12 protein-coding genes are annotated in these 11,925 nt (G+C 71.9%); 7 read left to right on the top strand and 5 right to left on the bottom strand.

The window, feature by feature from the left end; translation table 11 throughout:
* Together H5J26_RS22550 and H5J26_RS22555 are read left to right on the top strand one after the other, a co-directional pair.
* Window positions 1-2,440 (top strand): S41 family peptidase (locus tag H5J26_RS22550; RefSeq protein WP_181767761.1); only part of this gene is annotated, 2,440 nt, incomplete at its 5' end.
* Between the two features lie 220 nt (window positions 2,441-2,660).
* Window positions 2,661-2,843: a hypothetical protein gene (locus tag H5J26_RS22555; RefSeq protein ID WP_181767762.1), complete on the top strand. Its 183-nt coding sequence runs from the start codon at window positions 2,661-2,663 to the stop codon at window positions 2,841-2,843.
* 166 nt (window positions 2,844-3,009) lie between these two features.
* Here H5J26_RS22555 and H5J26_RS22560 read toward each other — a convergent pair whose 3' ends face one another.
* The 3 genes from H5J26_RS22560 to H5J26_RS22570 are packed head-to-tail and all read right to left on the bottom strand — an operon-like array spanning window position 3,010 to window position 6,445.
* Window positions 3,010-3,897 (bottom strand): SDR family oxidoreductase, encoded by an 888-nt coding sequence (locus H5J26_RS22560; protein WP_181767763.1) that lies wholly within the window; start codon window positions 3,895-3,897, stop codon window positions 3,010-3,012.
* Window positions 3,894-4,871, bottom strand: a complete 978-nt coding sequence (locus tag H5J26_RS22565) for an alpha/beta fold hydrolase (RefSeq protein WP_181767764.1) — start codon at window positions 4,869-4,871, stop codon at window positions 3,894-3,896. The genes H5J26_RS22560 and H5J26_RS22565 overlap by 4 nt, the downstream gene beginning before the upstream one ends.
* The gene (locus H5J26_RS22570; RefSeq protein WP_181767765.1) at window positions 4,871-6,445 is read right to left on the bottom strand and encodes a flavin-containing monooxygenase; all 1,575 of its coding nucleotides are present in this window, start codon (window positions 6,443-6,445) and stop codon (window positions 4,871-4,873) included. The genes H5J26_RS22565 and H5J26_RS22570 overlap by 1 nt, the downstream gene beginning before the upstream one ends.
* Window positions 6,446-6,872: 427 nt before the next feature.
* On the opposite strand from H5J26_RS22570, the gene H5J26_RS22575 reads away from it, so the two are divergent.
* Complete coding sequence (locus H5J26_RS22575) at window positions 6,873-7,616, top strand: MerR family transcriptional regulator (protein ID WP_210771647.1); 744 nt, start codon at window positions 6,873-6,875, stop codon at window positions 7,614-7,616.
* 29 nt (window positions 7,617-7,645) lie between these two features.
* Here the strand turns inward: H5J26_RS22575 and H5J26_RS22580 are convergent, their stop codons facing one another.
* The gene (locus H5J26_RS22580) at window positions 7,646-8,449 is read right to left on the bottom strand and encodes an exodeoxyribonuclease III (RefSeq protein ID WP_181767766.1); all 804 of its coding nucleotides are present in this window, start codon (window positions 8,447-8,449) and stop codon (window positions 7,646-7,648) included.
* Between the two features lie 24 nt (window positions 8,450-8,473).
* Here H5J26_RS22580 and H5J26_RS22585 point away from each other — a divergent pair, with 24 nt between their 5' ends.
* Window positions 8,474-8,950, top strand: coding sequence for a GNAT family N-acetyltransferase (locus tag H5J26_RS22585; RefSeq protein WP_181767767.1), 477 nt, complete (start codon window positions 8,474-8,476; stop codon window positions 8,948-8,950).
* Here the strand turns inward: H5J26_RS22585 and H5J26_RS22590 are convergent.
* A complete protein-coding gene (locus H5J26_RS22590; RefSeq protein ID WP_181767768.1) occupies window positions 8,932-9,738 on the bottom strand; it encodes an ACP S-malonyltransferase in 807 nt (268 codons plus the stop codon). The two genes, H5J26_RS22585 and H5J26_RS22590, sit on opposite strands and share 19 nt — an antisense overlap.
* A 265-nt stretch (window positions 9,739-10,003) precedes the next feature.
* Between H5J26_RS22590 and H5J26_RS22595 the strand changes: the two genes are divergently transcribed.
* From H5J26_RS22595 to H5J26_RS22600, 3 genes are all read left to right on the top strand, one after another.
* Window positions 10,004-10,669 carry a hypothetical protein gene (locus H5J26_RS22595; RefSeq protein ID WP_181767769.1) on the top strand — a complete coding sequence of 222 codons (666 nt, stop codon included), beginning with the start codon at window positions 10,004-10,006 and terminating at the stop codon, window positions 10,667-10,669.
* Window positions 10,666-11,535, top strand: a complete 870-nt coding sequence (locus tag H5J26_RS31610; protein WP_235980938.1) for a YwqG family protein — start codon at window positions 10,666-10,668, stop codon at window positions 11,533-11,535. Before H5J26_RS22595 ends, H5J26_RS31610 begins: the two co-directional genes overlap by 4 nt.
* A partial coding sequence (locus tag H5J26_RS22600) for a GNAT family N-acetyltransferase (RefSeq protein ID WP_235980939.1) occupies window positions 11,532-11,925 on the top strand: 394 nt, incomplete at its 3' end. The genes H5J26_RS31610 and H5J26_RS22600, both read left to right, overlap by 4 nt.

The raw sequence follows: 11,925 nt of genomic DNA on the forward strand, positions 1-11,925 counted from the left end.
CGACGGGCCGGCCCGTGCCATGGCCGACGACCCCGGGGTGCGGGTGCACACGCCCCGGATGCTCGGCGACACAGGCAAGATCGCCTACGTCACGGACGCGAGCGGCGAGGACGCCGTGGAGATCACGGACCTGCCGCGCGCAAGCCGTCAGAGTCCGCCGCAGCGGCTCGGCGCGGGCCGGCTCGGCCGGGTCCGCGAGCTGGTGTCCTCCCCGGACGGCGGCACCCTCGGTGTCGCGACGCACGACGGGCGGCTCCTGCTCGTCGACGTCAGCGGACTCACCGGCCTCACCGCCCCCGGTACGCCGTCCTCGGACGGCGGAGGTGCCGGCACCGGGGCGGACGTCGTCGCCGAGGAGCGGCCCGCCGCGGACCCGGAGGGGGTCACCGAACTCGTCCACTCCTCCAACGGCCCCGTCCGCGATCTCGCCTTCTCACCGGACTCGCGCTGGCTCACATGGGCCCACCCCGGCGTCGGGCGCTCGCTGACGCAGATCAAGATCGCGAAGCTCGGCCGCAGGCACACCGTCATCGACGTCACCGACGGCCGCTTCGAGGACGAGCAGCCCGTCTTCACCCGGGACGGCCGCTACCTGGCTTTCCTCTCCTGGCGCGGCTTCGACCCCGTCTACGACGTGCACACGGGCGACCTCTCCTTCCCGCTCGGCTGCCGCCCGTACCTCGTGCCGCTCTCCTCCGCCACGCCCTCCCCCTTCGCCCTGTCTCCCGAGGGGCGGCCCGCGGCGGGCGGGCTGGACCCGCGCGACCACGGAGGCGAGGACGGTTCGGTCCTGGTGGAGGCCGAGGGGCTGGCCAGCAGGGTGACGCCGTTCCCCGTGACCGCCTCCAAGTACTCGGCGCTGCGCCCCGTCGACGGCGGCGGCCTGGTCTGGCTGCGCTATCCGATCTCGGGCGCGCTCGGCGAGACCTTCGCCGACCCGAACGACACCTCGGGCCGTCCCACCCTCGAACACTTCGATCTGGCCAAGGCCAAGCGCACCGAACTCACCGGAGAAGTCGACTGGTTCGCGCTCAGCGGCGACGGCTCCCGGATCGTCCTCAACGACGACGGCGATCTGCGCGCGGTGCCCGCCACCGAGACCGCCGAGGACGACACCACCACCCACATCGACCTGCGCCGCATCATGCACACCGTCGACCCGGGCGCCGAATGGCGGCAGGCCTACGACGAGGCGGGGCGGATCGTACGGGCGTACTTCTGGGAGCCGCGGATGGGCGGCATCGACTGGAGCGCCGTCCTGGAGCAGTACCGCCCGCTGGTCGAACGGGTCTCCTCCCCGGACGAGTTCGCGGACCTGCTCCGCGAGGTCATGGGCGAGCTGGGCACCTCACACGCGTACGTGACGCCGGGGCGCCGCCATGAGGGACCGCAGCACTACCAGCGTCCCATCGGCCTGCTGGGCGCCAACCTCGCCCGCACGTCCTCCGGCGAGTGGCACATCCAGCGCATCCTGCCGGGCGACTCCTCGGACGCCAAGGCACGTTCACCGCTCGCGGGCACGGGCGTGCGGGACGGCGCGGTGCTCTCGCACATCGACGGCCGTCCCGTCGATCCGGCAGCCGGACCGTGGCCGCTGCTGACGGCGGCCGGGGGCACGACCGTCGAGCTGACCGTCACCCAGCCCGAGCCGCCCCACAACGGCCACAACGGCCACAACGGCCAACAAAATGCGCGCAGTTCCGAACCCGAGCACCGCCGCGTCGCCGTCGTCCCTCTCATCGACGACCGCCCGCTGCGCTACCAGGACTGGGTCGCGCAGCGCCGGGAGGTCGTACGCGAACTGAGCTCGGGACGGTGCGGCTATCTGCACATCCCCGACATGGGCGGCTCGGGCTGGGCGCAGTTCAACCGGGACCTGCGCATGGAGGTGTCACGGCCGGCTCTGATCATCGACGTGCGGGGCAACGCGGGCGGCCACATCAGCGAGCTGGTGATCGAGACCCTGACCCGGAGCATCCTGGGCTGGGACCTCACGCGTGACGCCCAGCCGGTCAGTTACGCGGGCAACGCGCCGCGCGGGCCCGTCGTCGCGATCGCCGACGAGATGACCTCCTCCGACGGCGACATGATCACCGCGGCCTTCCGGCTGCTCGGTCTCGGTCCGGTCGTCGGCACACGCACGTGGGGCGGTGTCGTCGGAGTGAGCGGACGGCACCGGCTCGTCGACGGGACGACGATCACGGTCCCGATGAACGCCGCCTGGTTCGACGGCTACGGATGGTCGGTCGAGAACCACGGCATCGCCCCGGACATCGAGGCGGTGCGCTCCCCCGTGGAGTGGGCGGAGGGGCGGCCCGTGGTGCTGGAGACCGCGGTGCGCACCGCGCTGGATCTGCTGGAGCGGCGCCCGGCGGCCGAACCCCCCGACTACGCCCAGGTGCCCGACCTGCGTCGCCCGTCGCTGCCGCCGCGGCACTGATCACGGCGAAGAACGAGGTGGACGACGGCGACCGAGGGCGAATGACGACGACAACTGCCGCGTCGAATCACGGTCTCGAGGCTCGGCGCCGAATCACGGCGAGGGTGCGCCCGCAGTCCCAACACCCAAGCGCCTTGCCCGATATGCGAGCTATGTACGCCCATGCCAGGCTGGTCGTGTTCCAGACCCCGAAAGCCGCCTTCTCTCGCAAGGAGCCGCCATGAGCATGTCGGACGAGTTCAAGGACAAGGCCGAGAAGATGAAGCGCGAGGCCTCCGACAAGATGGGCGACAAGAAGAAGAACGACAAGATGAACCGCTCGAAGAAGGACGACGAGCAGAACAAGCAGGACATGCCCGACCGCGGCATGGACGAGGAGCGAGACAGGTCCGACGAGCGCTGACCCTCGCGGTCCCCGGCTCTCCACGCTCCGAGGGGCGCACTCTGCATTCGCAGGGTGCGCCCCTCGGCGTCGTTGCTCAGACCCCGTCCCGGTTCCGGACGGGCCGCTCTCCGGCGTCAGTCGGCCTGCTCCCGGAGCGGACGCGTCCGCGTACCGGGGAGGGGCCTCAACGCTTGAGGGCGCGCTCGTCCTCGTCCGCCGCGCCGCCCGCGCCCACCAGGCCGGTGTTGGTGCCGCCCGAGGAGAGCCGGGGCTCGAAGCGCCGCATCTCGCGCTGGCCCACCAGGCCGATGACGGCCGGGAGATACCCGCGGACGCCCTGCATGCCGCGCAGCCACCACTGTGCGTAGACGTGGTGGGAGCGGCGCTCGATCCCGGCGACGATGCGGTCGACGGCCGGGCCGAGCGGGTAGGTGCGGTTAGCCGGCCAGGGCAGCCGCTTGCGAAGGTCCCGCATCACCTCGTCCTGGTCGGCTCCGCGCACCATGTCGGTGTCGGTCCAGGAGAGATAGCCGACGCCCACCCGTACGCCCTTGTGGCCGACTTCACCACGCAGGCAGTGCGCGAACGCCTCCACTCCGGACTTGGACGAGCAGTAGGCGCTCATCATCGGGGCAGGGGTGATCGCGGCCAGCGAGGCTATCTGCAGGAAGTAGCCGCGGGATGCGATGAGTTCGGGCAGGAAGGCGCGGCCCGTCACCGCCCCGCCGATCAGGTTGACCTCGATGACGCGCCGCCACGACACGGGGTCGGAGTCGACGAAGGGGCCGCCGCTGGCGACACCCGCGTTGGCCACCACGATGTCGACCTTGCCGAAGTGGTCCTTCACCTCGGCTGCGATCCGGGTCATCGCCTCGTGGTCGGTCACGTCGCCGTGCCAGCAGGCGGAATCCGTACGAAGGGACTCGCTGACCCGCTTCAACTCCGCGGGTTCCAGGCCGATCAGGGCGATCCGCGCGCCCCGCGCGGCGAGCTTGCGCGCCAGCAGTTCGCCCACACCTCGGGCGGCACCGGTGACGACGGCGACCTGTCCGTCCAGACTCCGACGGCTCACGGGATCTCCTCCTTCTTCGCTGCGGTGGTGCTGCTGTCCGCTGCCGGGGCGGAGCCGGCGAGGTGATCGCGTACGAGATCCCGCAGGACCCCGGTCACCTCTTCCGGGCTCTCGAGCGGGGTCATGTGCCCGCGTCGCGGCAGCTCGTGCAGGCCCGTGCAGTGCGGCAGCGCGTCGGCCAGTTCACGGGCGAGGGCGGGCGGGGTGAGCCGGTCGTGCGTGCCGACGATCACCGCTGTGGGCGCCTTGAGCGCGCGGGCGTTCTGCGCGATGTCGAGCTTCGCGAGCACGGCTCCCCAGGCTCCGCGGATGCGCGGCCGGCAGGTGTGCACGATGCGGGCGACTGCCGTGACCTGCTCGGCGGACGCGTCGGGCCCCATCGTCCCGTACTTCAGCGCCTTCTTGGTCACCGGCGAGACCGGCCCCAGCGGAAGCCTCGACAGGACGAGGAAGCGATGGGCGCGGATGCGGGCGGACTCCGACCGGAACGGCAGCACGCGCGCACCGGACAGCAGCCGCCGCGCACCCGTGCTGCACAGCATCAACGCGGCGGCCCGCTCGTCCAGTTGAGGGCGTCCGGCAGCGGCGACGAGCGTCATCGCACCCATCGAGTGGCCGCCGAGCACGGCTCGTTCACCGGGGAGCAGCGCCGCGTCCAGCACGGCGCACAGGTCGTCTGCGAGAACCGCCGGGCTGTAGGCGTGCGGCTCCGCGCCCGGCGTACGGCCGTGGCCGCGCTGGTCGTACGCGATGACGCGGTGCCCCGTCTGCGTCAACTCCCGTATGACGGGGGCCCAGAAGGGAATCTTGCAGGTCCAGCCGTGTATGAGCACGACGGCCGGGTCCTGCTCGCGCCCGTGCACCTCGACGTGCAGCCGGGCTCCGTCGGCGGACGTGACGGTCAACTCGCGTGCGGCGGCGGGCAGATCGTAGGGACCGGCCGGCCCGCTCATCGATGCGGTCAGGCGCGCCATCAGCCCTCCTCCGCCGCGTGGAAGGCCGCCGTGGCGCTGCCGCGCCCCGCCGCACCGGTGACGGTCGTCCTGGAGGAGGCGGCCGAGCCCTGAGCGGCGGCGCGCCGCACCTCGTACTCCTCCAGCCGGACCTCCTTGGTGACGTTGCGGAACTCGGCGGTGGTGCCCGGCCATACGGTCGTGTTGCGGCCGTTCGCGTCCAGGTACCAGCTGTCGCATCCGGTGTTCCACACGCTGCGCCGCATCCGGTCCTGGATGTGGGCGTTCCAGGCGTTGACGGCCTCGGGCCGGGCGTCGAGCGCGACCTTGCCGCCGAGAGCGTCCAGCTTCTTCACGTAGTCGATCATGTAGTTCAGCTGGGCCTCGATGATGAGGATCATCGAGCTGTTCCCCAGGCCGGTGTTGGGCCCGATGACCGTCATGAAGTTGGGGAAGCCGCTGGCGGAACAGCCGCGCAGGGCCTCCATGCCGCCCGTCCACTTCTCCGCGAGCGTCATGCCGTCGGCGCCCTTCACGCGGTGGGCGATCGGCATGTCCGTGACGTGGAAGCCGGTGCCGAAGACGATCGCGTCCACCTCGGCCTCGGAGCCGTCCGAGGCGACGAGGGTGTTGCCGCGCACCTCCTTCAGACCGGAGGCGACGAGATCGACGTTCGGCTCGGCAAGCGCCGGATAGTAGTTGTTGGAGAGCAGGATGCGCTTGCAGCCGATCCGGTATTCCGGAGTGAGCTTGCGTCGCAGGCCGGCGTCCTTGACGGAGCGCTTCATGTGGGACGAGGCCAGCTTCTCCAGAAGGCCCAGCACGTTCGGGTGCTTGGCGAAGGCCGAGACCTGCAACTCCCTTATGCCCCACAGCAGTTGACGGCGCAGATAACGGGTGGCCGGCACCTTGCTGTGCAGCAGCTTCTCCAGCCGTGTGATCTTGCGGTCCGCCCTGGGCATCACCCATGCCGGGGTGCGCTGGAAGAGGGTGAGCTTCTCGACGTACGGCTGGATGGCGGGCACCACCTGGATCGCGGAGGCGCCCGTGCCGATGACGGCGACGCGCTTGCCTCGCAGGTCGTAGTCGTGGTCCCACTGAGCCGTGTGGAAGACCTTGCCCCCGAAGCCCTCCAGGCCGGGGATCTCGGGGATCTTGGCGTCGGAGAGCGGGCCCGTCGCGCTGACCACGAAGTCGGCGGTCAGCTGCCGCCCCTGCCCGGTGGTGATGGTCCAGTGCAGTTCCTCGGGGTCCCAGCTCATCAGCTCGACCTCGGAGTTGAACCGGATGTGCTGCCGCAGCCCGAAGGTGTCGGCCACGCGCTCCAGGTAGGCGCGGATGTGCTCCTGCCCGGAGAAGTTGCGCGGCCACTCGGGGTTGGGCGCGAAGGAGAAGGAGTAGAGGTGTGAGGGCACGTCGCACGCGCACCCCGGATAAGTGTTGTCGTGCCAGGTGCCGCCGACCGCCTCCCGGCGCTCGAGGACGACGAAGTCGGTCACTCCGGCGCGGCGCAGCCGCACGGCGGCCCCCAGGCCGCCGAATCCGGATCCGATCACCGCCACCCGTACGTGCTCGTGCTCGCGTTCGGCCGCCATGCCGCCGCCTCCCGGGGATCTGCTTCCGTCTTCCGCTTACCGCGCCAGTGATTACTGGCGTGATTGGGAGCGTAGGGCAGATGCATACCGATGGGTAGGGGTCCGGCGACGGAAGTTACCGCCGGTTGCACCTCCGCCCGTGACGGGCACCGAGCGGGCCGGGCCCGTACGTGCCGGCGATCCCCCTGGTTAAGCTGCCCAGGTGACCGACGACAGAGAGCGAGCTCAGACCACGGACCCGGGTGGCACAGGCGGCACAGGTCACGCCGACGGCCCGGTGAGCGGCAACGGAAGCGTCCGCACGGGCGACGGGACGGTCGCCGCAACCGGAATCGGCACCGGCACCGGCACCGGCACCGGCACCGGCACGAACGGCGGCGAGGGCGCCGTCCCACCCGGGGGCGGCCGCGAATACCGCACCTCCGAACTGGCCGAACTGGCCGGGATCACCGCCCGCACCCTGCGCTTCTACCGCGAGCGCAAGCTCCTGCCGCCACCGCGCCGCGAGGGCCGCATCGCCTGGTACGACGATCACCACCTCGCCCGGCTGCGCACCATCTCCGGGCTGCTCGCCCGCGGTCACACCCTGGGCGGAATCGCCGACCTGCTCGGAGCGTTCGAGAGCGGACGCGACTCGCACGGCACGGCCGAACTCCTCGGCATGGAGTCCTCGATGATCACGACGCTGTTCGCCGAGGAGTCCCCGATCCGCCTCACGCCCGAGGAGCTGGCCGACTACTACCAGGGCGAGGTGACGGTCGAGAACCTCGCCGCGTCCTTGGAGATCGGCTACATCGCCGTCGACGGCGACGAGTTCGTACACGCCAGCCGGAGGCTGCTGGACGCGTCGTCGGAGCTGGTGAAGAAGGGCATTCCGCTGGCCGCGGTGCTGGCCGCCGGCCGGGAGCTGCGTACGCAGACCGAGGCGATCGCCGAGGTCTTCGCCGCCCTCTTCCGCACGCACCTGCTTCCCAAGGAGCAGGCCGCCGCCCCCGAGGGCCTCGACGCCGAGTGCCTCAACGACCTGCTGACCCAGGTGCGTCCGCTCGCCAAGCAGGTCGTCGAGGCGGAGCTGGGGCTCGCGCTGGACCGACGCGTGCGGGCGGAGGTCGAGGACTGGATCTCCGGCGAGGCACTGCCCGGCCCGGACGGCGACGACCGGGCGGGCTGAAGCGCCGGACCGTCCCGCGAGGGTGCCCTCTACGGGCCGAAGTCCACCGTCACCGGCGCATGATCGCTCCAGCGCTGGTCGTGAGTGGCCGCCCGCTCCACGTACGCCTTCAGCGCCCGCCCCGCCAGCCCCGGCGTCGAGACGACGTAGTCGATGCGCCAGCCAGTGTCGTTGTCGAAGGCCCGGCCCCGGTAGGACCACCACGAGTACGGCCCCTCGGTGTCCGGATGGAGCTCCCGCACGACGTCGGCGTAGCCGCCGTCCGAGGCGTCGAAGACCTGGGAGAGCCACTCACGCTCCTCCGGGAGGAAGCCCGAGGAGCGGCGGTTCCCGCGCCAGTTCTTCAGATCGGCCTCGCGGTGGGCGATGTTCCAGTCGCCGCACACCAGGACCTCCCGGCCGTCGGCGGCGGCGCGTTCCCGCAGCCCGCGCAGATAGGGAAGGAACGCCGACATGAAGCGCTCCTTCTGCTCCTGCCGTTCCGTGCCCACGTCCCCCGACGGCAGATAGAGGCTGGCCACGGTGACGCCGGGAAGATCCACTTCCGCGTACCGCCCCGAGTCCTCGAACTCCTCCGCACCGAACCCGATGCGGACCTGGTCCGGTTCGCGCCGTGTGAGAACGGCCACTCCGGCCCGTCCCTTGGCGGCCGCCGGTGCGTACACCGTGTGCCAGCCCTCGGGTGCCCGTACGTCGTCCGGGAGTTGATGCGGTTCGGCACGCACCTCCTGAAGGCACACCACGTCCGCCTCGGTGGCCGCCAGCCACTCCCGGTAGCCCTTCTTCGCCGCGGCACGCAGCCCGTTCACGTTGATCGTCGTCACCTTCAGCATCGCCGGCCAGAATACGATGCGGGCATGCGAATCGTTCGTGCGCGCTACGACCACCCCGACGCGATGAAGCTGAACGACGCCGTGCAGCAGGAGTACGCCGTGCGCTACGGCGACGTGGGTGACATCACCCCTCTCGACCCGTCCATGTTCGAGCCGCCGCAGGGCCTCTACCTGCTGGCCTACGACGACGAGGAGCGCCCCGTCGCCACCGGCGGATGGCGGGCGCAGCAGCGCAACGACGAGGGGTACGCGGACGGGGACGCCGAGATCAAGCGCATGTTCGTCGTCATCGAGGCACGGGGCCGCGGGCTGGCCCGGCGGATCCTGGCCATGCTTGAGGAGGACGCACGCACGGCGGGCCGTACGCGCATGGTGCTGGAGACCGGCACCGCGCAGCCCGAGGCGATCACGCTGTACGAGTCCGCCGGTTACGAGCCGACGCAGAAGTTCGGCCTCTACCGCTTCGAGGCCGAGAGCCGCTGTTACGCCAAGCCTCTGTGATCCCCGGCCTCGCCCGCCGCCGTGGAGCGCGCCAGCTCGGCGGCCTCGGCGATGCCGTGCTCCTCGACGGAGACCGCGCACATTCCCGGCAGTTCGGCGGCGATCTGCCCTGTCAGCGCCCGCCCGGGCGGCAACTCCACACAGCACAGGGCCCCTTCGTCCGCCAGCGTGGACGCCGTCCCCGACCAGGACTCGGGACGGGCCACGGACCAGGCGAGCTCCTCGAAGACGGCATTGGTGTCGCCGCGCAGGCTGCGCCCGTGCACCCCGCTCACATACGGCACCGCCTGCGGCCGCCGCTTGATCGTCGCCAGATGCTGCGCGAGCCGGATCGCGACGTCCCGTGCGGACTCCTCGGCGCGCGCCAGCAGTTCACCACGGAGCCGCACTGCCCTGAGGGCCTCCTCGAAGGTGAGCACTTCGGCGAGCACGGCTGCGGCATAACCGCCGACGTCCTGCCCCGCGACGAGGCCGGGCCGCACTCCCTCGTCCTCCATCAGCGCGCGAGCCCCGGCCACCCCCGCGACGAGAAGCGCCACGTGGCAGGCCACCGGCGACTTCTCCAACGCCTCGGGCGTGTCCAACTCGGCGATGCCGTCCGCGTATTCCCTCGCTGCCGCTGCCCCGGCGGCACCCGCCTCCGGCGAGGGCCCCGATCGGGAGGCGAGCTCGCGCAGCGCACAGTCCGCCTCGGCCAGCACGGTCGCGGACGCGGCGGTGTCGGGCAGCCGGTGCAGCATGCCGGGTCGCTGCGAACCCCGGCCGGGGAAGAGGAAGGCGATGCTCATGAGGGCCAGCCTGGCCCGCGCGGGCCCGCGACGCCAGCCGCGTACGCGCCCCCGAAACCGCGAACTCCCCTGCCACCATGCGGATCAGGCCGCGAGCTCCGCTCCCGCATCACCCGTGCGAGCGACGTGCGTACCGGTCCGCAGGGGCGCAGGCTCCCCTCCCCGCACGTCCCGTCGCGTCCCGCCCCCGACGCCGAGGCACCTGTCCGCATCTGCGGCGTCAGCCGGAACTCCGACCGTGCGACCGGCCTCGAAGGAGAAGCCCGTGAACGACGCGACGCACCCGCTGCTGCGGTTCTTCCTGGACGCCGCCGACGGCAGGTTCCCTCCGGTCGACGGCGGTGTGACGGTGACCGGCCCCCTCGCGAGGGGGCTGGAGTGCTCCGTGGCCTTCACCGGGCACGCCGTCATCGCCACCGCTCTCCCCGCCGGGGAGATCCACCGCTTCGAGCCGGACGGCTTCGGCGCCTCCCTCGCCCCGGACCTGCTGCGCCACCTCGCCGGCAGCCGGGGCCGGATCGACGTCGTCGACGCGACCCTCGCCGCCAGGGGTACGGGCGGCACGCCACGCCTCCCGGAGCGCCACGACCTGGAGGACCATCCGCGCGTGCGGCACGCCCGTGAGCTGCGCGCCCACGTCCGCACCTACGGTGACGAGCGCGGCCTGGTCACCCTCGCCGAAGGTCTCGCCGGACGGCGGGAGTTGAGCGCCGAGCTGCACCGGCCTCAGGCCGGCGGCCGGCGCTTCGGCCGGTCCCTGCTGCTGGACGCGCTCTCGCTCGTACCCGACGGGGAGCCGGTCTTCGCCGCCGTCTCCCCAGGCAACGCCCGGTCGCTGCGGGCGTTTCTCGCGGCCGGCTTCACCCCCCTCGGGAGCGAGGTCGTCGTGCGCCCCGACTGTCAGAGGCCCGGGGCATCATCGGACGCATGACACAGGCAGACGCGGAGCAGCTGAGCGCCCTGGCCCGTCAGCACCTTCCACCGGCCGTCGCCGGGCGGTGGACCGGGCTGCTGCGCCCGTGCGTGCATCTGACGCCGGTCTTCGACGGGGAGGGCCCGCCTGCCGCCCGGCTCGGCGGGCTTCCGCGGCTGCCGGAAGGCGTGGAGTGGCCCACCTGGGAAGGCCACGGGCCGCTGGCCTTCGTCGGCTCGGTCGACTGCGCCGTGCTGCCCTCCGCCGGTCTGGACATCTCCCTGCCCGACGACGGCACGCTCGCGTTCTTCTACTTCGACGCCGGGCAACTGGACGACGGGGGCATCCTGTTGGCGCCGGAGCAGCCCGAGCACCAGGCCGGGGCGCGCGTGCTCCACATCCCCGCCGAGGCTTCCGCGACGGAGCGCACACCGCCCAGGGGCCTGACTCCCTACTCCCCGGTGCCGCTGGCCGCCCGTGCGCGCACGACCGCCGCCGAGCCCTGGCACCCGCGCCTCCACAAGGTCTTCGCCCCGGAAGGGTCCGCCATCGCCCAGCCGTACGAACACCCCGTGTGCGGGGACGCGTTCAACGACGCGCTGTGGGAGATGGACGAGATGCCGGCACACCGCATCGGCGGCTACGCCACCCCGGACCAGAGCCCTGTGGAGTTCGACGCCGCCCACGTCGTGCGCGGCTCATGGGCCGACGAGGAGAAACTGACCGAGGAGGCCTGCCGCTGGATCCTGCTCGCCCAGTTCGACAGCGACGAGTGCACGGACATGATGTGGGGCGACTGCGGCACGCTCTTCTGGCTCATGCGTCCGGACGACCTCGCCGAACGGCGCTTCGACCGCGCCCTGTTCACCTGGCAGAGCAATTGACCACGCCCGAAGTCATCGCCACCGAACGGCTGCTCGTGCTGCCGCTGCGCCCGGAGCACGCCGACGAGATGGCCGCCGTGCTCTCCGGTCCGGAGCTGTACACCTTCATAGGGGGTGCGCAGCCCGAGCTGCCCGAGCTGCGTTCCCGCTACGAGCGCTGGGCGTCCGGATCCCCGGACCCGGACGTCTCGTGGTGCAACTGGGTCCTCCAGTCACGCGGGGACGGACGCCTCACGGGCACCGTCCAGGCGACGGTCACCCACCGCGCCGCCGGGGACGTCGCGGAGATCGCCTGGGTCGTCGGGACGGGCTGGCAGGGCCGGGGGTTCGCGACCGAGGCGGCGCGCGGGCTGGTCTCCTGGCTCCGCCGCCGGTCCGTACGGGAGATCG

It is taken from the genome of Streptomyces albidus (ex Kaewkla and Franco 2022) (assembly GCF_013870515.1).
Taxonomy (GTDB): domain Bacteria; phylum Actinomycetota; class Actinomycetes; order Streptomycetales; family Streptomycetaceae; genus Streptomyces; species Streptomyces albidus.

Coding starts and splice junctions, on each gene's coding strand:
- H5J26_RS22580 (WP_181767766.1), bottom strand. CDS start 8,449: ATGCTGAAGGTGACGACGATCAACGTGAACGGGCTGCGTGCCGCGGCG.
- H5J26_RS22565 (WP_181767764.1), bottom strand. CDS start 4,871: ATGGCGCGCCTGACCGCATCGATGAGCGGGCCGGCCGGTCCCTACGAT.
- H5J26_RS22555 (WP_181767762.1), top strand. CDS start 2,661: ATGAGCATGTCGGACGAGTTCAAGGACAAGGCCGAGAAGATGAAGCGC.
- H5J26_RS31610 (WP_235980938.1), top strand. CDS start 10,666: ATGACACAGGCAGACGCGGAGCAGCTGAGCGCCCTGGCCCGTCAGCAC.
- H5J26_RS22585 (WP_181767767.1), top strand. CDS start 8,474: ATGCGAATCGTTCGTGCGCGCTACGACCACCCCGACGCGATGAAGCTG.
- H5J26_RS22590 (WP_181767768.1), bottom strand. CDS start 9,738: ATGAGCATCGCCTTCCTCTTCCCCGGCCGGGGTTCGCAGCGACCCGGC.
- H5J26_RS22570 (WP_181767765.1), bottom strand. CDS start 6,445: ATGGCGGCCGAACGCGAGCACGAGCACGTACGGGTGGCGGTGATCGGA.